The organism is Burkholderia pyrrocinia (assembly GCF_003330765.1).
GTDB lineage: Bacteria > Pseudomonadota > Gammaproteobacteria > Burkholderiales > Burkholderiaceae > Burkholderia > Burkholderia pyrrocinia_B.
The window spans coordinates 2,998,762-3,023,521 of the sequence record NZ_CP024902.1 but is presented as its reverse complement, the minus strand read 5'-3'; the positions used below and the strand labels follow the sequence as shown (position 1 = coordinate 3,023,521).

Below are 24,760 nucleotides of genomic sequence, written 5' to 3'. Positions count from 1 at the left end.
GCTTCAGGAGTTTTCTGGTCATTTCATTTCGACATCAATTTTTCGAGTGCCTGCGCAACCGGGTCAACGACGTGTTCGTTGACGGCGTTGCTTGCTGCGTTGCCTGCGGCCTTCGCGTAATCCACCGTATTGTCGAAATATTGCTTGCCGACACCGACGCCGCTGTCGTACGCCTGATACAGCGTTCTGACATCACCCCATTCCTGGGTATTGGGCTCGCCCAGGATCTTGACCATATCGAGCGGCCCGAGTCCGGCGAGGCCGCCGTCGAGGTACGCGAGCGGGTGGGTCTTGAACGCGAACGTCTTGAACGTGTAGTCGTCCAGTTCCAGTGAGTACTGCGGAATTGTCATCGCGCAGGTGCCGCTGTTCGGCTTCTTGCCTCGGATGGAAATGGCGTCGCCGCGCATGTTTTGCTGCAACCCCTGTTCCATGTAGTGCTGGAGAAACCAGCGCGCGCTTGCCAGCCAGGCCTTGCCCGTGTCGGTCAGCCGCGGCGCGAGTTTTGCGCCGTAGTTCGAGCAGTAGTAATAGCCGTAGCTGACGTAGTATCCCGGCGGCTTATGCCCGCACCCGATATGACGCATCATGAAATTGCCGTGACGGGACCAGTCGGAATCACTGCTGTCCGGTTTGATCAGATCCTCCCGCCGATGCAGTAGTCGCTGGGCGACTTTCTGGTCTTTCCATGGATCCCACGACGTCGCAAACGCCTTGACCGTCTCCCAGATACTCGCTTTGCTGACCTTTTCGACCGTCTCCATATACTCGCCGTGCAGCGGCTGGTAATAGTAGGTGCAGTGGCCGATGACGGAATCCGCCGCCGGCGTCACATGCTTGTCGCAGATGTTGATCTCAACCTTCGGCCGATCCTTGTACCCCGTCGGCGTCAGCATCCCCGAGCCGCTGCCGAGCACGTTGTTGTCCTGTTGTCCGTCAGCCATTCGATTTCCCTAGAAACTTGACGACGACGTCATGCGGTACGTGGCTCTGCGTGAGCCCCGTCTCACCTGCCGCATTGGTGACGCCTTCCGAGAGCAGCTTGCCGTTCGAGAACATCTGGTACCGCGTGTTCGCGACCGGAATGTCGGTGCCGGCCCAGTGCGCGATGAACGCCTGATCGTAGTTGCCGCTCGAGTTCGGCAGCGTCGGCATCGTTTGCGACAGGTGCGTGGGCCCGCTGAACGCGTGCTGCGCACCCTTGATGTCGATCTTGCCGGGCGCGTGCACCTCAATGTTGCCGTCCGCGATGCGGATGTACGCGCCGCCGGACGTCAGCAGGATTTCCTTCGCCGCGGCGCCTTCGATCGACTCGGTGACCGCCATCAGCTTCAGCGCCTTCTGCGCGGTCAACTCGATGTTGTCCGCGTGTGCCTGGATTTCCACCTTGCCCTTGCCGGCGAACAGCTTCATGCCCGCGTTCTGCGCGAACAGGCTGATCCGGTCGATGACGCTCGCGATCAGCGATTTCCCGGCGGCGACATGGGTGCTCTGTCCGCTGACGAGGTTGACGTGCTGGTCCGCGGCGAACTGCACGGATTGCTGCGTCGACAACCCGATGCCGGCCGGGCTGCCGAACAGCATCACGGGTTCCTTGAACGCATTGGCGCTGCCGGTTCCGCCGCCGCCGGTTCGCCCGCCCGACGCGCTGCCGGTCACGCTGTTCTGCGTCGCATCGCTGAACTGCTTCAATGCCGCATGACCGGGATCGAGCGACTCGCCCTGATGCTGGGTGCTGACATCCGACATCGCTTCCATCAGGCCTTCCGCCCTGACGAGCTGCTGTTGCGTCTCCTGGACGTCGAGCGGCTGGCTGGCCGGCTGTTTCGGATGCGTGGTGACGTAGAGCCCGCGGTTCGCGCGAACCGCGCCGAAGGCGTCGGATCGCAGGTCGAAACCGCTGCCGAGATAGCTGCCGCGGTTGTTGCCCGTGTGGTCGATCAGGTAGCCGAGGTGCAGATGCGCGTTGGCCTGGCTGCTGTACAGGTGCACGCGGTTCTGCGCTGTCGCGTCGTCGAGCACCAGCTGGTTGTAGCCGGCGCCCGCGTATTCCTTCGACCGGTATCCGGACAGGATGCCGTTGCTGTGCCATTGCGGGCTCGTCGCGCCGTTGTACAGCTTCCCGACGACGAGCGGGCGATCGCAGTCGCCGCCGAGAAAATCGACCAGCACTTCCTCGCCGCTGCGGTGGGGGTGAACGGCGCCATAGCCGTTGCCCGAATCCGATGCGGCGGCACGCAGCCAGCACGACGCCTTCTCGTCGCCGTCGTTGAGGCGATCCCAGTGGAAGCGGACCTTGATCCGGTTGAGTTCGTCGGTATGGACTTCCTCGCCCTGCGGCGCGACGACGATCGCCGATTGCAGGTGCATCGGCGGCTTGGCGTGCTCGAGCGGGCTGCGGAACGGCACCGTCGTGCGTTGTGCTTCGATGCTGATCTGGAAGAATCCCTCGCTGCCGTCCGGATGGGAAACACGCGACAGGTCCGCGCCGCTCGACTGCGCGAGGTCGCCGATTTCAGCCTGCAGGCTGTGCGGGAACCCGGCCTGCGGATCGGCGACGGGCAGATTGTTCGCGATGATCCACGCCGTCTCGATCACGGCGAATTCGCGCTGGCCGGCATCGTCCTTGTCGTGCGCGGGGTGTTCGGCCAGTTCGAAGGTGCGTCCCGCGTCCATGCGGCGCACGCCGCCGATGCCATGAAAGCGCTTCGCGTGCGACTCCTGCTCCTCCATCCAGATCTTCGACAGATGGTCGCCGCGAGACTGTTCGGGGTAGGTATAGGCGCCCGTGTATTCGTAGACTTCGAGTTGCTGCGGCAGGTCGCCCTGGTTCGCGATCGTCGGCGTATGGATTGCCTTCGGATTCGACGCGGTGGGCGGCTGCTTGTAGTCGAACGTGCGTGTCGTGCGTGCGACGCTTCGCAGCGTGCGCGTGCCGGAGAACTGGACGAGCGAATCGGCTTCGTCGTTTGCGCCGGCGTGATGAAAGCGGACGGTTTGTGGCGACAGCGCGGGTAGCGCGTCGATCCGGTCGACGACGACGAGTTTGTGCGACTTGCCGTCGTCCGCCTGCTCCCAGAAGCCGTACAGGCCTTCCGATTCCATCAGGCGGTGCACGAAATTCCAGTCGTCCTCGTACTGCATGCAGAACGAACGAGCGGGCAGCGGCTGATAGAGCCGGAAGACGAAGTTGCCCTTGGCCTGCGGGTGCTGGTTCAGTACGTCGGCGATGATGTCGTCGGCAGATTTGTCCTGCCAGATGCGCTGGTCGCGGCGGAACTTCAGGAAGTGCAGGAACGACGCGAAGGCGATCTGGTAGTGCGTGACGCCGCTGTCCGACCCGAGTCGGCGTGCCGAGTGCACATACCCGTGGTGGGGCGCGTACGATTTGTCGGCCTGCTGGATCCGCAGCGTGACCGGTTGCGCGATCAGCTTCTTGAGTTCGATGTCGTCGGACACCGAAACGGCGTCAACGGTGAACTCGAAATGATGCCCGAGCCGGGATCGCCCCTTGATGCGATGGGGCAGCAGGACATCGGAACCGAGCGGCGTATCCAGTTTGACAAGTCGCTCGTCCTGAATCGGCCCGGCCAGCAGTGCGCTTCTTAACTCTTGCGAATTCATCACCAGTGCTCGCTCTTTTTGTGCTGGTTCGCACGCTCTCCCGTGCGGAATCCGGTAATTGTATGAGATAACTGGCTTTATCCCGAATTTACCTGCTGGCGGCGTCCCGGCCGCTCAGCCGGCTGTCTCCTCCGCCTTCCAGTCTCCCGACTTCCCGCCGCGCTTCTCCCGCACGCTCACATCGGTAATCACCATCCCGCGATCGACCGCCTTGCACATGTCGTAGACGGTCAGCAGCCCGACCTGCACGGCGGTCAGCGCTTCCATCTCGACGCCGGTTCGCCCGAACGTCTCGACCTGCACGACGCAGTGGACGCCCGGCAGCGCGTCGTCGAGTTCGAAGTCGACGGCCACACGTGTCAGCGCGAGCGGATGACACAGCGGAATGAGGTCGGCCGTACGCTTTGCGCCCTGGATTGCCGCGATGCGCGCGACGCCGAGCACGTCGCCTTTCTTTGCCTTGCCGTCGCGGATCAGCGCGAACGTTGCCGGCAGCATCCGGATCGTGCCGCGCGCGATCGCGATGCGTTGTGTTTCCTGCTTGCCGCCGACGTCGACCATATGCGCATGGCCGGCGGCATCGAAATGGGTGAGTCCTGACATGTCATGCTCCGTCTCAACGGGCGCCTATCATAGCAGCGGCGTTCGCGTCGCCGGGGGCGCAGATGCGGCATGCGCGGCACGAGACAGTCGCGGCGGCGCCGGTACAATGACCGGAATATTCAGACCAAACGCCGCGATGCGCGCCCGGCGCGCGGGGCGGTGTCGTTTTCATCCTGCCATGCGTGTCAAACAGTTGCTTGCGGTGTCGCTGTCGGCGGCGCTCGCGTTGCCGCCGAGCGGCCATGCGCAGAGCGTGTCCGCGCCGCCGCTCGAGCCGGCGACCGGCGGCTCCCCGTCGATTTCCACCGTGCCATCCGGCATCGCGACCGGCGTTTTCGGCACGTACGGCGGCGCGGAGAGCCGGTTTTCGGGCGCGGATGGCGCGTCGGCGCCGGCCGCGAGCCTGCGCGCGCCGCTCCGCGCCCTCGAGCTGCCCGACCTCGGCGACGGCTCCGGCGGTTCACTGACGCCGCGGGCCGAGCGCCGGCTCGGCGAGCGCGTGATGCGCGAAGTGCGGCGCGACCCCGACTATCTCGACGACTGGCTCGTGCGCGACTACCTGAACGCGATGGCGGCGCGGCTCGCGGCCGCGGCCGCCGCGCGCTACATCGGCGGCTACACACCGGACTTCGACCTGTTCCCGGTGCGCGATCCGCAGATCAACGCGTTCTCGATGCCGGGCGGCTTCATCGGGATCAACAGCGGGCTCGTCGTCACGACGCAGACGGAGTCGGAGCTCGCATCGGTGGTCGGCCACGAGATGGGGCACGTCCTGCAGCGGCATATCGCGCGGATGATCGGCGCGAGCGAGAAGACCGGCTACACGGCGCTCGCGACGATGCTGCTCGGCGTGCTGGCCGGCGTGCTGGCGAGAAGCGGCGATCTCGGCAGCGCGATCGCGGTGGGCGGGCAGGCCTACGCGGTCGACAACCAGCTGCGCTTCTCGCGTTCGGCCGAGCGCGAGGCCGATCGCGTCGGCTTCCAGCTGCTCGCGGGCGCGGGCTACGATCCGTACGGGATGCCGGGCTTCTTCGAACGGCTCGATCGCGCATCGATGGGCGATGCGGGCGTGCCGGCCTATGCGCGCACGCACCCGCTGACCGGCGAGCGGATCGCGGATATGGAAGATCGCGCGCGCCGCGCGCCGTACCGGCAGCCGCGCCAGTCGGCCGAATACGGGTTCGTGCGCGCGCGGCTGCGTATCCTGCAGAACCGTGCGCCGACCGATATCGCGGCCGAAGCGCGCCGGATGCAGCTCGAGATCGACGATCGCACGGCGCCGAACGTCGCGGCGAACGGGTACGGCATCGCGCTCGCGAACCTGCTGCTCGGCGAATACGACGCGGCCGGCAAGGCGCTCGCGTCGGCACGCGCCGCGTTCGATGCGCGCGAGCGGCGCGAGGACGATCCGGTGACGAGTTCGCCGAGCCTCGACGTGCTGGCCGCCGACATCGCGCGCCGCGCGGGCCGGACCGACGACGCGGTGCGGCTCGCGGCGCTCGCTCAGCGGCGCTGGCCGGCGTCGCACGCGGCGATCGTCGCGCACCTGCAGGCGCTGATCGCCGCGCGCCGCTTCGCCGAGGCGCAGGCGCTCGCACGCGCGCAGGCGAAGGCCGATCCCGAGCAGCCGGACTGGTGGGACTACCTCGCGAAGGCGAGCGACGGCAAGGGCGACGTGCTCGCGCGGCGCCGCGCGCTCGCGGAGAAACTCGCGCTCGACGGCGCTTGGCCGTCGGCGATCCGCCAGCTGAAGGAAGCGCGCGACGCGAAGGAAGTGTCGTTCTATGAGCAATCGATCATCGGCGCGCGGCTGCTGGAATTCGAGGCGCGCTACAAGGAAGAGCGCGAGGACGAGAAGAACGGCCGCGGGTAGCGGCCGTCGCGCGGCGAACGCGGGTGGGGCGACTGCGGGTCAGTTGCCGCCGTCGGCCGCGTCGCGTGCGTGTCGCGCCGGGCTCGCGACATAGCCGAACCGCGCGGGCACGTCGGCGCAGACGATGTTGCCGAGCGGCAGCGTGCGGCCGTCGCGCCAGCGCAGCACGGGCGGCGCGGCGTCGAAATCCGCGTGATCGGCGAACAGCCCGAGGTCGTGATCGTGCAGCGCCGCGACGCGCGGCGGCGTGCCGGTATCGCGAAACAGCACGCCGCCCCCATCGTCGAGCCATGCTTCACCCGGTTCGAACGGTGCGCCCGTCTGGTCGGTGAGCGTGAGCTGTCCGTCGTGCTCGGCGAGCCGGACGACCCACGGCGTATAGGCGAGCTCGACGTACACGCGCTGCGGCCCGTTCTGGAAGAACCACTGGCCCTGCGCGTCGCATTCGTAGTTGCGGCCGATGAACGCGTTCAGCGCCGCATGCCGGACCGGCGAGCCGAGCTCGCCGGCCGCTTGCGCCGCGTCGTCGCGCAGCCGCCATTCGCCGCGCCGGTCGAGCAGCAGCCAGCCCGTGCAGTGCGGCACGTCCGGCCATTTGGCGAGCGCTTGTCTGACGATGTCATCCATGGTCGACGAATTTCGAGCAATAGCCGAACACCCGCGCCGACAGCCAGTCGAGGCGGCCGGGGAACGGCCCGGTCATGAAGCCCGCATGGCCGCCGTCCGCGGGCTGGTCGAGCTCGACGGCCGGCGATACGTCGGCCGGGCCCGGCAGCGCCGATTCGGGCAGGAACGGGTCGTTGCGGGCGTTGAGGATCAGCGTCGGCACGTCGATCGCGGGCAGCAGCGGCCGCGTCGTCGCCTTCGTCCAGTAGTCGTCCGCGTCCGCGAAACCGTGCAGCGGCGCGGTCACGACCTCGTCGAAATCGCGCATCGTCACGGCCTGCAGCATCGCGTCGCGGTCGAACAGCCCCGGGTACTGGTCGAGCTTCGCGAGCGCCTTGCGCTTGAGCGTCTTCAGGAAGCTGCGCGTGTAGATCATCGCGAACCCCTGCGACAGCGCGAGGCCGCCCGCGTGCACGTCGATCGGCGTCGAGATCGCGGCGGCCGCCCGCAGGATCGACGTGTCGCTGCGATGCTCGCCGAGCCAGCGCAGCAGCACATTGCCGCCGAGCGACACGCCGGCCGCGACCAGCGGCCCTCGGTGCTGCGCGGCGAGCCGGCGCAGGATCCAGTCGACCTCGGCGCTGTCGGCGAGATGGTAGAAGCGCGGCCGGCGGTTGATCTCGCCGCTGCAACTGCGGAAGTGCGGCACGACGGCGTGCCAGCCCTTCGCGCGCGCGGCGGCCATCATCGCGAGCGCATAGTGCGAGCCGGAGCTGCCTTCGAGGCCGTGGAACAGCACGAACAGCGGCGCGTCGGGCCGCGGCGCGGCACTGTCGAGGTGGGCGACCCAGTCGAGGTCGATGAAATCGTGGTCGGGGGTTTCCCATCGCTCTCGTCGGTACGCGACGACCGGACGCCGCGCGAACAGCGCGGGCACGATGGTTTGCGCATGGCTGTTCGGCAGCCAGCGTGGTGCGCGATAGCGCAATGCGTCGTCGTCAGGGGCGTGGGCCCCGGCCAGCGGCGAGGTGGGCGGAGAAGCCGTACTCATGATCGCCCCACTTCATTTCTTCGTCGATTCGTCAGTGCAGCGGGCCCTGCCCATGGCGGATCTTGGCGGCGAACTGCCCGGCCGCCTGTTCGGGAATCGGGCTCGCGTGGATGTGCGCGATGCGCCATTCGCCGCGTTCGTGGATCATCACGTACGTCGCGAAAACCATGTCGGGTTCGGCCGTCAGGTCGGCCTGCTGATGCGCTTCGGCGATCGTGTAGACGACCGTGCCGAGGCTGTCGTAAACGCGGATATCGAGCGGTTCGATCGTCACGGGGCGCGTCGCGAGGCGATTGGCGAGCCCGCTGCGGATCTGGTCGAGGCCGTGCAGATGCTCGCCGTCCGCCCACACGCAGCTGGCGAAATCCTCGTCGATCCACAACGCCAGCAGCGCGTCGAGATTGGCATCGGCGACGGCCTGGTAGTAAGCGTTGAGCGTATCGGCTGCGGCTTCGAAGAGGCGGGCAAAACGTGGCATCGGGTTTATCTCTCGCGCGCGTCGCGCGCCGTATTCAGCGCGGCGGCCCGGATGGAGCCGCCGCACACCGGTGAATCGGATTGCCCGGCGCGCCGGGCGACGCTGCCGGCCAGGGTCAGCGCTGCCCGACGAGCATGCCGCGCAAATCGCCGAATACCTGCTCGGGACCGAGTTCGCGCAGGCATTTCAGGTGGCCGAGCGGGCACTCGCGTTCGAAGCAGGGACTGCATTCGAGATGCAGCCATTGTACCTTTGCCAGGTCCGACAGCGGAGGGGTGTGGCGCGGATCCGTCGAGCCGTACAGCGCGACGAGCGGCCGGCGCAGTGCGGCGGCGACGTGCATCAGCCCCGAATCGTTGGTGACGACCGCGTTCGCGCGCGCGATCAGCGCGCACGCCTCGGAGAGCGACGTCTGCCCGCACAGGTTGCGCACGTTCGGCGCGTGGTCGGCGATCGCCTGCGCGGCCGCGGCGTCCTTCTGCGAGCCGAGCGCGACGATCTGCGTATACGGGAACGACTGGTGCACGATCGTCGCGAGCGACGCGAAGTGCTCGGGCGGCCAGCGCTTGGCCGGGCCGTATTCTGCGCCGGGGCAGAACACGACGAGCGGCTTGCGCGTATCGAGATTGAAACGCGCGGACACGCGCGCCGTCTCGTTCAGGTCGGCGTCGAGGCGCGGTGCGGGCAGCGTCTTCATCGACTCGGGCAGCTTCGCGCCCGGCGCATATGCGAGCGCCGCGTAGTGGGTTGTCATCGGCGGGCGCTCGCCCGACTTGTCGGGGTTCGCGTGCCGCACGTTCAGCAGCCCGTAGCGGTGCTCGCCCGTGTAGCCGATCCGCAGCGGGATGTTCGCGAGCCACGGGATCACCGCGGACTTCAGCGAATTCGGCAGCACGTACGCCGCGTCGTAGCCGACGTCGCGCAGGTCGCTCGCGAGCTGCCAGCGGCGCAGCGGCTGCAGCTTGCCATGCGCGAGATCGGTCGCGTAGACATCGTGGATCTCGGGCATCCGCTCGAGCACGGGCGCGACCCACGAGGGCGCGACGGCATCGATCGCGATGCGGGGATGGAGTTTCTTCAGCAGCGCAAAAAGCGGCTGCGCCATCAATGCGTCACCGATCCAATTCGGTGCGATAACCAGCGCTCGACGCATCAGGTCGACTTCCGATGTCGTAATGAAGCACGGCGCGCGGGCGCCGCGTTCGGGTTGCCAGAATGGAGAAGGGCGGCGCGCCGGGCATCCGGCTGCGCCGCCTCGCGAGTCGGCGGGCCCGCGGGCCCGGCCGCCCGGGTTCAGTGGCCCTTGACGACCTCGCCGTCGCGCAGCTTGTAGCGCGTGCCGCAGTACGGGCAGCGCGCTTCGCCGTGCGAGACGTCGATGAAGACGCGCGGGTGAGCGCTCCAGCGCGCCATGGCCGGGTTCGGGCAGTAGGCGGGAAGATCCTTGGCCGTCAGCTCGACCAGCGGCATTTCCTTGATTTCACTCATGAGACTTTCTCTTATCACTCTTTTGTGGGGCGGTCGGTGGCGCGGCGCGCTCAGACCTTCGTCAGCCAGTGCGCGTACTTCGGGTTCTTGCCCGACACGATATCGAAAAACGCCGACTGCAGCTTTTCCGTGACGGGGCCGCGCGCGCCGCTGCCGATCGTGCGGTTGTCGAGCTCGCGGATCGGCGTGACTTCGGCGGCCGTGCCGGTGAAGAACGCTTCGTCGGCCGTGTAGACCTCGTCGCGCGTGATGCGCTTCTCGATCACCTCGATGCCGGCATCCTTGGCGAGCGTGATGATCGTGTCGCGCGTGATGCCGTCGAGGCACGACGCCAGGTCGGGCGTGTACAGCTTGCCGTTGTTCACGAGGAAGAAGTTCTCGCCGGAGCCTTCCGACACGTAGCCGTCGACGTCGAGCAGTAGCGCTTCGTCGTAGCCGTCGGCCGTCGCTTCCTGGTTCGCCAGGATCGAGTTCACGTACCAGCCCGACGCCTTCGCGCGCACCATCGACACGTTCACGTGGTGGCGCGTGAACGATGACGTCTTCACGCGGATGCCCTTCGCGAGGCCGTCCTCGCCGAGGTACGCGCCCCACGGCCACGCGGCGATCGCGACGTGGATCGTGTTGCCCTTCGCCGACACGCCGAGCTTTTCCGAGCCGACCCAGATGATCGGGCGCAGGTAGCCCGACTCGAGCTTGTTCTCGCGCACGACTTCGAGTTGCGCGGCTTCGAGCGTTTCCTGGTCGAACGGCACGTCCATCTGGAAGATCTTTGCCGAATTCAGCAGACGTTTCGTGTGCTCGCGCAGGCGGAAGATCGCGGTGCTGCCGTCAGCCGCCTTGTACGCGCGCACGCCCTCGAAGACGCCCATGCCGTAGTGCAGCGTGTGGGTCAGGACGTGGATCTTGGCGTCGCGCCAGTCGATCAGCTTGCCGTCCATCCAGATCTTGCCGTCGCGGTCGGCCATTGACATAGGATTCTCCTGGGATGCGGTTGTGTGCAGCGTTGAGCCTGAAAGACGCTCATTTTAGCGTCATTTGGCGACGATCCGGTCGGTCGGCGCGGGGCCGGCGCTATAATCGTCCGGCACCGATTCCAATAATGACGGGTCGTGCCGGCAGGAGGCGCCGGCGTCCCGACGAACCGCCCGCTGCGGCCCGCTTTCCCATGCTCGCTCGATTGTCCGCCACCGACCGCTTCGCGCTGATCCAGGGCGCGCGCGACTATTCCCCGACACTGATGGCGATTCTGTCCTGGGGGCTCGTCACCGGCATTGCGATGAGCAAGTCGGTCATGACGCTCGGGCAGGCGAGCGCGATGTCGCTGCTCGTCTACGCGGGCTCGTCGCAACTCGCAGTGCTGCCGCTCCTCGCCGCGAAGCTGCCGATCTGGACCGTGCTGCTCACGGCCGCGATGGTCAACATGCGCTTCGTGATCTTCAGCGCCGGGCTTGCTCCCCATTTTTCCTACCTGCCGCTGTGGCGGCGTCTCGCGATCGGCTATTTCAACGGCGACGTAATCTACCTGCTGTTCCAGAAACAGGGCTTCGCGAACGGCCAGGTGCCGGGCAAGGAGGCGTATTTCTGGGGGATGGCGCTCGCGAGCTGGGTGTCGTGGCAGGTGTCGTCGCTCGCCGGCATCCTGCTCGCGAGCTTCTTTCCCGCGAGCTGGGGCCTCGAGCTGGCCGGCACGCTCGCGCTGATCCCGATCATGGTGTCGGCGGTCGCGAACCGCTCGACGCTCGCGGCGGTCGCGGTCGCGGGCATCGTGTCGCTCGTCGCGTTCGACCTGCCGTACCGGCTCGCGCTGCCGATCGCGGTGCTCGCTGCGCTCGCGGCCGGCAGCATGGCCGATTTCTTCGTCGAACGGGCCGACTGGCGGCGCATTCGCACCGAAACCGTGCAGGAAAAGGAGATCGAATGAGCGCGACGGAGATCTGGATCGTCATCATCGGGATGACGATCGTCACGGCCGTCACGCGCGCGCTGTTCCTGATCGGCGGCGAGCGTACCGTGCTGCCCGAACGCGCGCAGCGCGCGCTGCGCTACGCGCCGGCGGCCGCGCTTGTCGCCGTCGTGCTGCCCGACGTGCTCGAAACGCCGGCCGGTCTGTCGTTCGCGCTGTCCAACCATCCGTTCTACGCGGCGCTCGCCGGCCTCGGCTGGTTTTTGTGGCGGCGCAGCATGCTCGGCACGATCGTCGTCGGGATGCTCGTGTTCACCGCGCTGCGTCTGATCTTCTGATGGGCCGCCGTTCCGGCCCGCCGAGCGCCTGCCGCTTGCGTGGGTGAATTGCTGCGCTGCAGAAATGTGACCGTTTCCGCGCGCGATCCCAAATAGGCGGAATTCGCCGCCGCACGGGTCAGTCTGCCGGGTGGATCGGCTAGAATGCCCGTTCGAGATTTTTTACCCGTGCGCGTCATGCGAACCGCCAGCCACGGCCGCATCCGGCGCCCTTTCGCGGCAGCCCGCGCACATCCAGCGTGAATCCCCTTTCCCCATCCACTACTTCAATCTGTTCAACATGAGCCAAGTCAAGCGTCTTACCGACCTGATCGCCGCCGGCCAGCTCGCCGGCAAGCGGGTGTTCATCCGCGCCGACCTGAACGTCCCGCAGGACGATCGGGGCAACATCACCGAGGACACGCGCGTGCGCGCGTCCGTGCCGGCCATCCAGGCCGCGCTCGACGCCGGCGCGGCCGTGATGGTCACGTCGCACCTCGGCCGCCCGACCGAAGGCGAATTCAAGCCGGAAGACTCGCTCGCGCCGGTCGCGAAGCGCCTCGCCGAGTTGCTCGGCCGCGACGTGCCGCTCGTCTCGAACTGGGTCGAGAACGGCGTGATCGTCGCGCCGGGCCAGGTCGTGCTGCTCGAGAACTGCCGCGTGAACAAGGGCGAGAAGAAGAATTCGGACGAGCTCGCGCAAAAGATGGCGAAGCTCTGCGACGTGTACGTGAACGACGCGTTCGGCACCGCGCACCGCGCGGAAGCGACCACGCACGGGATCGCGAAGTACGCGCCGGTCGCGTGCGCGGGCCCGCTGCTCGCCGCCGAACTCGACGCGCTCGGCAAGGCGCTCGGCAACCCGGCACGCCCGCTGGTGGCAATCGTCGCGGGCTCGAAGGTGTCGACCAAGCTGACGATCCTGAAGTCGCTGGCCGAGAAGGTCGACCAGCTGATCGTCGGTGGCGGCATCGCGAACACGTTCATGCTCGCGGCCGGCCTGCCGATCGGCAAGTCGCTCGCGGAAACCGACCTCGTCGGCGACGCGAAGGCGATCATCGACGACGCACGCAAGCGCGGCGCGTCGGTGCCGATCCCGACCGATGTCGTGACGGCCAAGGAATTCTCGCCGACGGCCGCGGCCACGGTGAAGCAGGTCGCTGACATCGAAGCGGACGACATGATCCTCGACATCGGCCCGGACACGGCCAAGGCGCTCGCGAGCCAGCTCGAGAAGGCCGGCACGATCGTGTGGAACGGCCCGGTCGGCGTGTTCGAGTTCGACCAGTTCGGCAATGGCACCAAGACGCTCGCCGAAGCGATCGCCAAATCGTCCGCGTTCTCGATCGCGGGCGGCGGCGACACGCTTGCGGCCATCGCGAAGTACGGCATTCACGACCAGGTCAGCTACATCTCGACGGGCGGCGGCGCCTTCCTCGAGTTCCTCGAGGGGAAGAAGCTGCCGGCGGTGGAAGTGCTCGAAACGCGGGCGGCCTGAGCGTGGCGGCGCGCGCAGGGGTGACGAAGGCCGCGCGCTCCGCGAAAGCGGAGCAGCCGGCCGGCGCGGGCAAGCGCAAACGCGCGCCCGCGCGGGCGAACACCGCCCCGCGCGCACCGGCGGCCGCCGGCGACGCGGCCGTGCAGCACCACGAGATTCAGAACAAAGCGATGCCGGGCGCAAGCACCGGCACGCCCTCCGGAGCGGCGGCCGCTGGGCCTGCCGCTTCCGGCTCTCGCAGCGTTTCACCCAGCGCATCCACCTTGATCCAGATGAGGAGTTTCATGCAGCGCGCCACCAAGATAGTCGCCACGATCGGCCCGGCCTCCAGTTCGCCGGAGATTCTGCTGCAGATGATGCAGGCGGGCCTCGACGTCGTGCGGCTCAATTTTTCGCACGGCACGGCCGACGATCACCGCCAGCGCGCCGAGATGGTGCGCGAGGCCGCCCGCAAGGTTGGCCGCGAGATCGCGATCATGGCCGACCTCCAGGGCCCGAAGATCCGCGTCGGCAAGTTCGAGAACGGCAAGACGACGCTCGAGCCGGGCCAGGCCTTCATCCTCGATGCGGGCTGCGAACTCGGCAACGACGAGCGGGTCGGCCTCGACTACAAGGAACTGCCGCGCGACCTGAAGCCGGGCGACCTGCTGTTGCTGAACGACGGCCTGATCGTGCTGACCGTCGAGCGCGTGCTCGGCGACGAGATCCACACGATCGTCAAGGTGGGCGGCGAGCTGTCGAACAACAAGGGGATCAACCGCCAGGGCGGCGGCCTGTCGGCACCCGCGCTGACCGCGAAGGACATGGAAGACATCCGCACCGCGATGTCGCTCGGCGCGGACCTCGTCGCGGTGTCGTTCCCGAAGAACGCGACCGACATGGAAATGGCGCGCCAGCTCGCGAACATCGCGGGCGCGCCCTACGGCATCAAGCCGAAGATGATCGCGAAGATCGAGCGCGCCGAGGCGATTCCGGCGCTGCAGAGCATCCTCGACGCATCCGACGGCATCATGGTCGCGCGCGGCGACCTCGCGGTGGAGGTGGGCAACGCGGCCGTGCCGGCGCTGCAGAAGCGGATGATCCGGATGGCGCGCGAGTCGAACAAGCTCGTGATTACCGCGACGCAGATGATGGAGTCGATGATCTACGCGCCCGTGCCGACCCGCGCGGAAGTGTCGGACGTCGCGAACGCGGTGCTCGACGGCACCGACGCGGTGATGCTGTCGGCCGAGACGGCCGCCGGCAAGTATCCGGTCGTCACGATCGAGACGATGGCGGCCGTGTGCGTCGAGGCGGAAAAGTCGGAGCACGTCGAGCTGGACAAGGATTTCCTCGACCGCACGTTCACGCGGATCGACCAGTCGATCGCGATGGGCGCGCTGTTCACCGCATACCACCTCGGTGCGAAGGCGATCATCGCGCTGACCGAATCGGGCGCGACCGCGCTGTGGATGTCGCGTCACTACACGCACGTGCCGATCTTCGCGCTGACGCCGCGCGTCGGCAGCGAGCGCACGATGGCGCTGTACCGCAACGTGACGCCGCTGCACGTCGACTTCAACAGCGACCGCGACTCGGCGTTGCAGGCGGCGCTCGAGATCGTCGTCAAGCAGGGCTACGTGCAGCATGGCGACATGGTCGTGCTGACCGTCGGCGAGCCGATGGGGCAGGCGGGCGGCACCAACACGCTGAAGATCGTACGGGTCGGCGAGCACTATTGAGCGCCGACTGAGCACCTGGCCGGCCTGCGGGCCGGCGTCCCCGGTCGATCCGATTCGATCGGGCACCGTTTTCCAGGCAAAAGCCGCGCGGGGTCCGAAGCCCCGCGCGGCTTTTTTTCTCTTTTTTGCCCGCATTGTGCCGTGCGAACGTAACAAATTGCGAGTGGGCGCCACCGGGCGGTCGGAATCGGCGGCGCTTCGCGATAAAATGCGGCTATTCGACGCTCAGCCGCGCCGCGTCGCCCCGGTTTGAACGGGGGCGGGTGCCGCGCCGGCGTCAGGGCGCACCGGTTTTCATTCCAAGGAGTTCCACAATGCCTCTCGTATCAATGCGTCAATTGCTGGACCACGCGGCAGAACACGGTTACGGCCTGCCGGCCTACAACGTGAACAACCTGGAGCAGGTCCAGGCGATCATGGCGGCGGCGGACCAGGTCGGCGCGCCCGTGATCATGCAGGCATCGGCCGGCGCGCGTAAGTACGCGGGCGAGCCGTTCCTGCGCCACCTGATCGAAGCGGCAGTCGAGTCGTACCCGCACATCCCGGTCGTGATGCACCAGGATCACGGACAGTCGCCGGCGGTCTGCATGGGCGCGATCCGCAGCGGCTTCACGAGCGTGATGATGGACGGTTCGCTCGAAGCCGACGGCAAGACGGTCGCATCGTACGAATACAACGTCGACGTGTCGCGCAAGGTCGTCGAGATGGCGCACTCGATCGGCGTGACGGTCGAAGCCGAACTCGGCGTGCTCGGCTCGCTCGAGACGATGAAGGGCGACAAGGAAGACGGCCATGGCGCGGAAGGCACGATGACCCGCGAGCAGCTGCTGACCGATCCGGAGCAGGCGGCCGACTTCGTGAAGCTCACGCAGTGCGATGCGCTCGCGATCGCGATCGGCACGTCGCACGGCGCGTACAAGTTCTCGAAGAAGCCGACGGGCGACATCCTGTCGATCCAGCGCATCAAGGAAATCCACGCGCGCATCCCGAACACGCACCTCGTGATGCACGGTTCGTCGTCGGTGCCGCAGGAACTGCTGGCCGAGATTCGCGAATTCGGCGGCGACATGAAGGAAACCTACGGCGTGCCGGTCGAGGAAATCCAGGAAGGCATCAAGCACGGCGTGCGCAAGATCAACATCGACACCGACCTGCGTCTCGCGATCACCGGCGCGATCCGCCGCTACCTGTTCGAGAACCCGGGCAAGTTCGATCCGCGCGACTACCTGAAGCCCGCGCGCGAAGCGGCGAAGCAGGTTTGCGTCGACCGTTACCTCGCGTTCGGCTGCGAAGGCCAGGCCGGCAAGATCAAGCCGGTGTCGCTCGACAAGATCGCCGAGCAGTACAAGTCCGGCGCGCTCGCGCAGGTCGTGCGCTGAGACTGTAGTACGATTGCCCCGCCCGATTCTGCCGCTGGGCAGGGGCGGGCCGCCCGGTTGCCGGACTTGATCCGGCCCCGGGCAGCCGTTCCGTCCGGCCGAACGAGGGCCGGCCGGCAACCGCCCGGGCGCCGTCGCCCGGCCGGTTCGCCGACGTATTGCAAGACCGCCGTTCCCGCCTGCCGCGGGGAACGGCGTTTCCCTTTTTGTTTGGCTCCTTATCTGCGAAAAGACGATGTCTACCCTTTACGAATCCACGCTCCGCTCGCTGCCGCTCCTCGGTCGCGGCAAGGTCCGCGATAACTACGCGGTCGGCAACGACAAGCTCCTGATCGTCACGACCGACCGCCTGTCGGCATTCGACGTGGTGATGGGCGAGCCGATTCCGAACAAGGGTCGCGTGCTCAACCAGATGGCGAACTTCTGGTTCGACAAGCTCGCGCACATCGTGCCGAACCACCTGACGGGCGACGCGCCTGAAGCGGTCGTCGCGGCCGACGAGGTCGAGCAGGTGAAGGGCCGCGGCGTGGTCGTCAAGCGCCTCGAGCCGATCATGATCGAAGCGGTCGTGCGCGGCTACCTGGCCGGCAGCGGCTGGAAGGAATACCAGGCGTCGGGCGCCGTGTGCGGCGTGCAGCTGCCGGAAGGCCTGCAGAACGCGCAGAAGCTGCCCGAGCCGATCTTCACGCCGGCCGCGAAGGCCGAGATGGGCGAGCACGACGAGAACATCACGTTCGAGGAAACCGAGCGCCGCATCGGCACCGAGCTGGCCGCGACGATCCGCGACATCTCGATCAAGCTGTACAAGGAAGCGGCCGACTACGCGGCGACGCGCGGCATCATCATCGCCGATACGAAGTTCGAATTCGGCCTCGACAACCACGGCAAGCTGTACCTGATGGATGAAGTGCTGACGGCCGATTCGTCGCGTTTCTGGCCGGCCGACCAGTACGAAGTCGGCACGAACCCGCCGTCGTTCGACAAGCAGTTCGTGCGCGACTGGCTCGAGGCGCAGCCGTGGGGCAAGACGGCGCCGGCGCCGGCGCTGCCGGCCGACGTCGTCGAGAAGACGGCCGCGAAGTACCAGGAAGCGCTCGAGCGCATCACGGGCCAGTCGCTCGCCTGATCGAGCTTTGCATGGAACCGGAGATGCACGAAATGAGTGAAGTCCAGACCGCCCACACGCACAGCGCGCCGCTCGTCGGCGTGCTGATGGGTTCGAGTTCCGACTGGGACGTAATGAAGCACGCGGTAGCGATCCTGCAGGAATTCGGCGTGCCGTACGAAGCGAAGGTCGTATCCGCGCACCGGATGCCCGACGAGATGTTCGACTATGCGGAGAAGGCGCGCGAGCGCGGGCTGCGCGCGATCATCGCGGGCGCCGGCGGCGCCGCGCACCTGCCCGGCATGCTTGCCGCGAAAACCACGGTGCCGGTGCTCGGCGTGCCGGTCGCGAGCAAGTATCTGAAGGGTGTCGATTCGCTGCACTCGATCGTGCAGATGCCGAAGGGCGTGCCCGTCGCGACGTTCGCGATCGGCGAGGCCGGCGCCGCGAATGCCGCGCTGTTCGCGGTGTCGATCCTGTCCGGCACGTCGGCCGACTACGCGAACCGGCTCGCCGCGTTCCGCGTGCGCCAGAACGAAGCCGCGCACGCGATGGTGCTGCCGCCGCTGGAATGACGGCGCACCGGCGGCCGCGCGTCGCGGCTGCCCGACTCTCCCCACTGCGGCGGGCAGCGCCCGCCGCGACCGACCACTGACATGACCGCAACTCCTGATTCCGTTTCCCCGATCCTGCCCGGCGCGTGGCTGGGCATGGTCGGCGGTGGCCAGCTCGGCCGCATGTTCTGCTTTGCCGCCCAGTCGATGGGCTATCGCGTTGCCGTGCTCGATCCCGATCCGACGAGCCCCGCCGGCGCGGTCGCCGATCGCCACCTGCGCGCGGCCTACGACGATGAAGCCGCGCTCGCCGAACTGGCCGACCTGTGCGACGCGGTGTCGACGGAGTTCGAGAACGTGCCGGCCGCGAGCCTCGATTTCCTCGCGCGCACGACGTTCGTCGCGCCGGCCGGCCGTTGCGTCGCGGTCGCGCAGGACCGGATCGCGGAGAAGCGTTTTATCGAGGCATCGGGCGTACCGGTCGCGCCGCACGTCGTGATCGAATCGTCGGCGGCGCTCGCCACGCTCGACGATGCCGCGCTCGACGCGGTGCTGCCGGGCATCCTGAAGACGGCGCGCCTCGGCTACGACGGCAAGGGCCAGGTACGCGTGAGCACCGCGCAGGAAACGCGCGACGCGCATGCGGCGCTCGGCGGCGTGCCGTGCGTGCTCGAAAAGCGCCTGCCGTTGAAATACGAAGTGTCGGCGCTGATCGCGCGCGGCGCGGACGGCCGCTCGGCCGCGTTCCCGCTCGCGCAGAACGCGCACCACCACGGCATCCTCGCGCTGACGGTCGTGCCCGCGCCGGCCGCGGATGCCGCGCGCGTCGAAGAAGCGCAGCAGGCGGCCGTGCGGATCGCCGATACGCTCGGCTACGTCGGCGTGCTGTGCGTCGAGTTCTTCGTGCTGGAAGACGGCTCGTTCGTTGCGAACGAGATGGCGCCGCGCCCGCACAACTCGGGCCACTACACGGTCGATGCGTGCGCAACGAGCCAGTTCGAGCAGCAGGTGCGCGCGATGACGCGCATGCCGCTCGGCAACCCGCGCCAGCATTCGCCGGCCGCGATGCTGAACATCCTCGGCGACGTGTGGTTCCCGAACGGTGCGGCGGCCGATGCCGTCACGCCGCCGTGGGACACGGTCGCGGCGATGCCGGCTGCGCATCTGCACCTGTACGGCAAGGAAGACGCGCGTGTCGGCCGCAAGATGGGCCACGTGAACTTCACGGCCGAGACGCGCGACGAAGCCGTTGCCGCAGCCACCGCGTGCGCGCAATTGCTGCGCGTGCCGCTCGACTGAGGCGCCAGGCCGATGTCCATCGATCTCCCGAAGTCCGTGACGCCCGCGCAGATCGACGCAGCTGCCGCGCTGCTCGACGCGGGGCAACTGGTCGCATTCCCGACCGAAACCGTCTACGGGCTCGGCGGCGACGCGGCGAATCCCGAGGCCGTCGCGCGCATCTACGCGGCGAAAGGGCGGCCCGCGAACCATCCGGTGATCGTGCACCTGCCGCCCGGCGGCGATCCGGGCTACTGGGCCGACGCGCTGCCGGCCGATGCGCAGGCGCTGATCGCTGCATTCTGGCCGGGCCCGCTGACGCTGATCCTGAAGCGCCATGCGCGCATCCCGGACGCCGTGAGCGGCGGGCAGGATTCGGTCGGGCTGCGCTGTCCGTCGCATCCGGTCGCGCAGGCGCTGCTGGCCGCGTTCAGCACGCGGCGCAGCGGGCACGGCGGCGTTGCCGCGCCGTCCGCGAACCGGTTCGGCCATGTGAGTCCGACGACCGCGCAGCACGTGCGTGACGAATTCGGCGACACCGTGCACGTGCTCGACGGCGGCGCATCCGAAGTCGGCATCGAATCGACGATTCTCGACCTGTCGCGCGGTTTCCCGGCGCTGCTGCGCCCGGGCCACGTGACGCCGCAGCAGATCGCCGACGTGCTCGGCCGCGCGCCGCGGCTGCCGGACGGCAGCGACGCGACCGCGCCGCGCGCGTCCGGCACGCTGAAAGCCCATTACGCACCGAGCACGCCGCTCGCGCTGCTGCCGTTCGACGCGCTCGAGCCGCTGCTCGCGGCCGCGCAAACCGACGGCGAGCGCGTCGCGCTCGTCGCACGCGCGTCGCGTGCGGGACGCTGGGCGCAGGCCGACGGCGTGCATTTCGTCGCGGCGCCCGAAGATCCGCAGGCCTATGCGCGCGACCTGTACGGGATGCTGCGTGCGCTCGACCGCGCGCAGGTCGCGCGCATTCTGGTCGAGAAGCTGCCCGAGACCGTCGAATGGATCGCGGTCAACGATCGCCTCGGCCGTGCGGCGGCCGCGTTCGAAGCGCGCGACTGACGAAGTCCGGCGCTTCAGGAATAAAAAACGCCCGACCGGCAAACCCGGTCGGGCGTTTTTGTTGGGGCGTGCGGCCGGCTGCTTACTTGCCGACGCCTGCCTTCGCGATCTGCTGTTCGACGAATTGCGAGAACAGTGCGTGCAGGCGCGTCGTCGGGTGGACCGTGTCGGCGAACATGTAGGTCTGGTCCGCGTTCGCGACCGTGTAGGTCTGCGGCGAGCAGAACAGCGACGAGCCGAACGCGGTCGCGTTCGCGACGCCGTACTGGGTTGCAGCCGCAACCATCGCCTTCAGGTTGCACGCGGTGTCGGTATTCGACACGGTGAAGCCATTCGCCTGGAAGTTCGCGAGGATGCCATCCTGCCACGTGAACGTGTCGAGCAGCACGTACTTGGTCGTGTCGACCTTGAGTGCCTGCAGCGTCGCGGCGAGCGTGCCGTTGAACAGCATCGACAGTTGCGTGAGGGTGGTTTGCGTGCCGCCCTGGAGGGCGAGCGGCGTGCCGCCGATATCGGGCACGTTCGACACGAACACGTGCGTCGCGCCGGCGGCGACGATCTGCTGGACGAGGCCGGCGAGCTGTTGCGCGGCAGCGCCGATGTTCTGCTGCAGTTGCGTCGGCGTGATGGCGCCTGCCTGCAGGGCCGCGACCTGATAGAAGATGTCGTTTGCGCCGCCGTTCAGCAGCACGATCTGGTTCGCGTTGAAGCTGCCGTGCTGCTGGATGTATTGCGTGAGCTGGCTGGCGATCGGCGTCGTCGTCGCCTGCGCGTAGTCGGCGTTCGGCACGCTGGCGTCCGCATGGCCGATGCCCGGCTGCTGCGTCACGCGCGAGCCGCCTTGCGCATAACCGAGACCGCCGGTGGCCTGCAGCGGGATGCCGAAGCCGCCCTGGTTCGCGGGCTGCAGCGTGTCGCCGTAGTACTGCGCGACGTTCTGCGTCCACACCTGGCCGGGGTTGGTCGTGAAGCGGCCGCCGCCGAAGCCGAGCTTGATCTGCGAGTAGGTGCCGGCGTCGGACAGGCTATCGCCGAACGACACGATCTGCATCTTCACGCCCGACGGCGGCGTGTTCGACGCGCTGTTGTTGTTGTCGTCACCGCCGCCGCAGGCGGCGAGCAGCGCGAGCGCGGCGCCGGCGATCGCGACCTGCGCGGTGCGCAGCAGGCGTTGCCGGATATGCGACGGGAATGGTTGTTGTGACTGCATCGTTCGATCTCCTCGTAGATATGGCCTGATGTGTTTCTCATCTGCCGCGTGCCTGCTCGGTTCCGGGCTGCGCGGCGGCCGTTGGCTGAAACGGGTTATTGTTCGCGCGCAGCCGCAAGCGGCACGGTGCGCGGATCCTGATTCGCGGCCTCGTCGATCTGCGCATGATAAGCGCTCGCCCACTCGGGCGGGCCGAAAATCGCGCGCAGCTTGTTGCGCCATCCGTCGATGCGCAACGCGTCGGCCGCCATCGACACCCACTCGTGGAATGTCGCGACGATCGGGTTGTTCGAGCCGAGCCGCTCGACGATCCCGTACTGCGGCGGATCGTCGGGCGTTTCCTCGACATAGCTGCCGAACAGGCGATCCCAGATCACAAGCACGCCTGCGTAATTGCGGTCGATGTAGCGCGGGTTGCGCGCATGGTGCGCGCGGTGGATCGACGGCGTGTTGAGCACGTATTCGAGCCAGCCGAGCTTGCCGATCGCCTGCGTATGCACGAAGAACTGGAACGCGAGGTTGATCAGCACGATGCCGACGACCTGTTGCGGCGGAAAGCCGGCGAACGCGAGCGGCAGCCAGAACACCCACATGCCCGCGACGGGATACATCAGGCTCTGGCGGAACGCGGTCGAGAAATTCATTCGCTCGGACGAGTGGTGCACGACGTGCGCGGCCCACAGCCAGCGCACGCGATGGCTCGCGCGATGGAACACGTAGTAGAGGAAGTCCTGCGCGACGAACAGCACCGCGAACGACAGCCAGCCGTCGTGCCACGTGAACAGGCGATAGTGCCGGTAGCAGTACGCGTAGACGGGGATCACGAACAGCCACGCGATCTTGTCGGCGCCCTGGTGCATCAGCGCGAGCGCCGCATTGCACAGTGTGTCGCGCCACGCATAGACATGGTCCTGCGCGCGTGTGCGGGCGAGGTGCCAGGCCTCCCACGCGATGCAGAGCAGGAAGACGGGCGCCAGCGCGAGCAGAAGCAATTCGACGTCGAATCGCATGGGCGTGTCTCCTCCTTTCCCCTGCAAGCCGTGAGGCCGGGCGTGTGGCCCGTTGTAGATATCGGTCAGGCCAACAGCCTACGCAATCGCCACGCGCTAGGCGAGAGGGGAGCGTAGAGGGTTCCCTCTGAGGACAGGGTTTCTACGGAAGCCGCGCGGCACGGGGCCGGGCGGTACGGCCCCGATTGATGTGCGCGGTTGGGGACGGAACGGAGGCGGTGTGCCGGCCGTCATGCGTGGCGGCCGGCGCACGGGATGAGGGACGCGCGCACGATCGTGCGCGCGGGGCGACGCGTCAGTGCGCGCCCGCGTAGATCCATTCGAGCAGCGTGTCGTGCGCGGCGCGCGCGCCTTCCGCGTGATCGTTGTTGATGAAGCTGACGACGATGTAGCTCTGGCCGTCGGTGCCGGCGACGTAGCCGGCGATCGCGCGCACGTCGCGCAACGTGCCGGTCTTGATGTGCGCGTTGCCGAGCACGCCGGCGTTGGTGAGGCGGTTCTTCATCGTGCCGTCGATGCCGGCGATCGGCAGCGAATCGACGAACGCCTGCGCGACGGGGCTGGCGTTCGCGGCCTGCAGCAGCGCGGCGAGCGACAGCGCGCTCACGTGCTCTTCGCGCGACAGCCCCGAGCCGTTCTCGAGCACGAGGTCGGGCATCGCGATCCCGTTCTTCTGCAGGAACGCCTGGATCGCGCGGCTCGACTGCTCGGGCGTTGCGGGCGGCTTGCCGCTGACCGCGCCGATCGTCAGGAACAGGTTGCGCGCCATCACGTTGTTGCTGAACTTGTTGATGTCGTAGACGATGCTGCCGAGCACCGGGCTGTGATGCACGGCGACGGGCCGCGCGGTGGTCGGCACCTTGCCTTCGCTCACGGGCCCCGTGATCGTGCCGCCGTCCTGCTGCCACAGCGCGAGGAAGCCGCGCGCGAAGAACGTCGTGTGATCGAGGATCGCGAGGTTGGTCGTGTGCGCGCCGCAGCGCAGCGGATAGTCGCCCGCGAACGACGCGGTCATCATCCCGCCGCCGGCCGTCAGCGTCGGGCGCGCAGCTGCGGCCGCCGCGCTGCACGAGCCGGTGCCTTCGACCAGCTGGTTGTCGATCGACAGGTCCGCGAGCGGCGGCAGCACGTCGACGGCCACCTTGCCGTCGTCGCCTGGCGTGACCGTGAACGACACGGCCTTGAACGCGTACAGCAGCGGATCGGGGCCGACGTTGTACGGCGCGCTTGCGTCGTCGTCGAACGACGGCAGGTCGCGCGTCGACGCCGCGAAATAGCTCTTGTCGAGCACGAGGCCGCCGGCCACGCGCTTGATGCCGGCCTTGCGGATCTTGTCGACGAGGTCGATCAGCTCTTCGGGCACCAGCTTCGGATCGCCGGTGCCCTTGATGTACAGGTTGCCCTGCAGCGTGCCGTCGGGGTCGATCGTGCCGTCCGTATAGGCGGTCGTGCGCCAGCGGAAGTCGGGGCCGAGGATCGACAGGCCCGAGAAGGTCGTCACGAGCTTCATCGTCGACGCGGGCAGCATCGGCCGGCTCGCATTCCACGCGATCAGCGGTTCGGGATCGCCGACGCGCTCGACGACGACACTCATCGCCGACGCCGGCACCTTCGCGCGCTGCAGCGCGACGAGCACGGACGCCGGCAGGCCGGCCGCGCGCGCGGCCGGCGACACGACGGCCGTCTTGCGGGCTTCCTTGTGGGACTTCTTGCGGGCTTGCGCGGCCGGCGCGAAGGCCAGGGCCGTGCAGGTGGCGATGACAGCGGCTGTGCGCAGGCAGATGCGGGCGCGGGCGCGGGGGGCGAACCGGGCGGAGAGAGCGGAAATCGGCATGGACGAATACGGGTAAGCAGGGGCTCGGGCGGCGCGCGCGTCGCGCGCAAGCGCACATTGTAGAGACAAGTGGGCAAATGCCCGCCGAAATCGCCTGTCGTGCCGCGTTGCGGCATCACTTTGCCGCGCGCATGCCGCGCACGCGATTCGCGGCGCTACAATG

At 67.8% G+C, this 24,760-nt stretch carries 23 protein-coding genes; 10 read left to right on the top strand and 13 right to left on the bottom strand.

Features of this window, described 5'->3' with window-relative positions; all coding sequences use genetic code 11:
* Positions 1–23 precede the first annotated feature (23 nt).
* The 3 genes from CUJ89_RS14680 to moaC all read right to left on the bottom strand — a co-directional run bounded on the left by CUJ89_RS14680 (position 24) and on the right by moaC (position 4,227).
* Complete coding sequence (locus CUJ89_RS14680) at positions 24–944, bottom strand: hypothetical protein (protein WP_114177948.1); 921 nt, start codon at positions 942–944, stop codon at positions 24–26.
* Entirely contained in the window at positions 937–3,624 is a 2,688-nt protein-coding gene (locus CUJ89_RS14675; protein WP_114177947.1) for a type VI secretion system Vgr family protein, read from the bottom strand. Before CUJ89_RS14675 ends, CUJ89_RS14680 begins: the two co-directional genes overlap by 8 nt.
* Positions 3,625–3,738: 114 nt before the next feature.
* Positions 3,739–4,227, bottom strand: coding sequence for a cyclic pyranopterin monophosphate synthase MoaC (gene moaC, locus CUJ89_RS14670; RefSeq protein ID WP_114177946.1), 489 nt, complete (start codon positions 4,225–4,227; stop codon positions 3,739–3,741).
* 178 nt (positions 4,228–4,405) lie between these two features.
* On the opposite strand from moaC, the gene CUJ89_RS14665 reads away from it, so the two are divergent.
* Positions 4,406–6,100, top strand: coding sequence for a M48 family metalloprotease (locus tag CUJ89_RS14665; protein ID WP_114177945.1), 1,695 nt, complete (start codon positions 4,406–4,408; stop codon positions 6,098–6,100).
* 39 nt (positions 6,101–6,139) lie between these two features.
* Here the strand turns inward: CUJ89_RS14665 and CUJ89_RS14660 are convergent, their stop codons facing one another.
* The 6 genes from CUJ89_RS14660 to CUJ89_RS14635 all read right to left on the bottom strand — a co-directional run bounded on the left by CUJ89_RS14660 (position 6,140) and on the right by CUJ89_RS14635 (position 10,697).
* A complete protein-coding gene (locus tag CUJ89_RS14660; RefSeq protein WP_114177944.1) occupies positions 6,140–6,727 on the bottom strand; it encodes a DUF2946 family protein in 588 nt (195 codons plus the stop codon).
* Positions 6,720–7,757, bottom strand: a complete 1,038-nt coding sequence (locus CUJ89_RS14655; RefSeq protein ID WP_114177943.1) for a hydrolase — start codon at positions 7,755–7,757, stop codon at positions 6,720–6,722. Before CUJ89_RS14655 ends, CUJ89_RS14660 begins: the two co-directional genes overlap by 8 nt.
* 31 nt (positions 7,758–7,788) lie before the next feature.
* Complete coding sequence (locus CUJ89_RS14650) at positions 7,789–8,235, bottom strand: nuclear transport factor 2 family protein (RefSeq protein WP_034178922.1); 447 nt, start codon at positions 8,233–8,235, stop codon at positions 7,789–7,791.
* Positions 8,236–8,350: 115 nt separating this feature from the next.
* The gene (gene waaF / locus CUJ89_RS14645; protein WP_114177942.1) at positions 8,351–9,388 is read right to left on the bottom strand and encodes a lipopolysaccharide heptosyltransferase II; all 1,038 of its coding nucleotides are present in this window, start codon (positions 9,386–9,388) and stop codon (positions 8,351–8,353) included.
* Positions 9,389–9,528: 140 nt separating this feature from the next.
* Positions 9,529–9,723: a zinc-finger domain-containing protein gene (locus CUJ89_RS14640; protein ID WP_006749970.1), complete on the bottom strand. Its 195-nt coding sequence runs from the start codon at positions 9,721–9,723 to the stop codon at positions 9,529–9,531.
* 50 nt (positions 9,724–9,773) lie between these two features.
* The gene (locus CUJ89_RS14635) at positions 9,774–10,697 is read right to left on the bottom strand and encodes a branched-chain amino acid transaminase (protein WP_114177941.1); all 924 of its coding nucleotides are present in this window, start codon (positions 10,695–10,697) and stop codon (positions 9,774–9,776) included.
* 194 nt (positions 10,698–10,891) lie between these two features.
* On the opposite strand from CUJ89_RS14635, the gene CUJ89_RS14630 reads away from it, so the two are divergent.
* The 3 genes from CUJ89_RS14630 (at position 10,892) to CUJ89_RS14620 (ending at position 13,444) form a co-directional block, all read left to right on the top strand.
* Complete coding sequence (locus CUJ89_RS14630) at positions 10,892–11,647, top strand: AzlC family ABC transporter permease (RefSeq protein WP_114177940.1); 756 nt, start codon at positions 10,892–10,894, stop codon at positions 11,645–11,647.
* On the top strand, positions 11,644–11,967 hold the full coding sequence (locus tag CUJ89_RS14625) for an AzlD domain-containing protein (protein WP_059523415.1): 324 nt from the start codon (positions 11,644–11,646) through the stop codon (positions 11,965–11,967). Before CUJ89_RS14630 ends, CUJ89_RS14625 begins: the two co-directional genes overlap by 4 nt.
* Before the next feature lie 280 nt (positions 11,968–12,247).
* Complete coding sequence (locus CUJ89_RS14620; RefSeq protein WP_114177939.1) at positions 12,248–13,444, top strand: phosphoglycerate kinase; 1,197 nt, start codon at positions 12,248–12,250, stop codon at positions 13,442–13,444.
* Between the two features lie 157 nt (positions 13,445–13,601).
* Here the strand turns inward: CUJ89_RS14620 and CUJ89_RS38855 are convergent, their stop codons facing one another.
* On the bottom strand, positions 13,602–13,730 hold the full coding sequence (locus CUJ89_RS38855; RefSeq protein ID WP_265341757.1) for a hypothetical protein: 129 nt from the start codon (positions 13,728–13,730) through the stop codon (positions 13,602–13,604).
* On the opposite strand from CUJ89_RS38855, the gene pyk reads away from it, so the two are divergent.
* The 6 genes from pyk (at position 13,729) to CUJ89_RS14590 (ending at position 20,543) form a co-directional block, all read left to right on the top strand.
* The gene (gene pyk, locus CUJ89_RS14615; protein ID WP_114177938.1) at positions 13,729–15,165 is read left to right on the top strand and encodes a pyruvate kinase; all 1,437 of its coding nucleotides are present in this window, start codon (positions 13,729–13,731) and stop codon (positions 15,163–15,165) included. The two genes, CUJ89_RS38855 and pyk, sit on opposite strands and share 2 nt — an antisense overlap.
* Positions 15,166–15,479: 314 nt before the next feature.
* Positions 15,480–16,544, top strand: a complete 1,065-nt coding sequence (gene fba, locus CUJ89_RS14610) for a class II fructose-bisphosphate aldolase (protein WP_114177937.1) — start codon at positions 15,480–15,482, stop codon at positions 16,542–16,544.
* A 235-nt stretch (positions 16,545–16,779) separates the two neighbouring features.
* Entirely contained in the window at positions 16,780–17,670 is an 891-nt protein-coding gene (locus CUJ89_RS14605) for a phosphoribosylaminoimidazolesuccinocarboxamide synthase (RefSeq protein ID WP_039360621.1), read from the top strand.
* 32 nt (positions 17,671–17,702) lie between these two features.
* The gene (gene purE, locus CUJ89_RS14600; RefSeq protein ID WP_006763511.1) at positions 17,703–18,224 is read left to right on the top strand and encodes a 5-(carboxyamino)imidazole ribonucleotide mutase; all 522 of its coding nucleotides are present in this window, start codon (positions 17,703–17,705) and stop codon (positions 18,222–18,224) included.
* A gap of 81 nt (positions 18,225–18,305) precedes the next feature.
* Entirely contained in the window at positions 18,306–19,502 is a 1,197-nt protein-coding gene (locus CUJ89_RS14595) for a 5-(carboxyamino)imidazole ribonucleotide synthase (RefSeq protein ID WP_114177936.1), read from the top strand.
* A 12-nt stretch (positions 19,503–19,514) separates the two neighbouring features.
* Positions 19,515–20,543, top strand: coding sequence for an L-threonylcarbamoyladenylate synthase (locus CUJ89_RS14590; protein ID WP_114177935.1), 1,029 nt, complete (start codon positions 19,515–19,517; stop codon positions 20,541–20,543).
* A gap of 82 nt (positions 20,544–20,625) precedes the next feature.
* Here the strand turns inward: CUJ89_RS14590 and CUJ89_RS14585 are convergent, their stop codons facing one another.
* The 3 genes from CUJ89_RS14585 to dacB form a co-directional block, all read right to left on the bottom strand.
* Complete coding sequence (locus tag CUJ89_RS14585; protein WP_114177934.1) at positions 20,626–21,753, bottom strand: SGNH/GDSL hydrolase family protein; 1,128 nt, start codon at positions 21,751–21,753, stop codon at positions 20,626–20,628.
* Positions 21,754–21,848: 95 nt separating this feature from the next.
* A complete protein-coding gene (locus tag CUJ89_RS14580; RefSeq protein WP_114177933.1) occupies positions 21,849–22,763 on the bottom strand; it encodes a sterol desaturase family protein in 915 nt (304 codons plus the stop codon).
* A gap of 295 nt (positions 22,764–23,058) precedes the next feature.
* Entirely contained in the window at positions 23,059–24,597 is a 1,539-nt protein-coding gene (dacB, locus tag CUJ89_RS14575; protein ID WP_114177932.1) for a D-alanyl-D-alanine carboxypeptidase/D-alanyl-D-alanine-endopeptidase, read from the bottom strand.
* Positions 24,598–24,760: the final 163 nt, after the last annotated feature.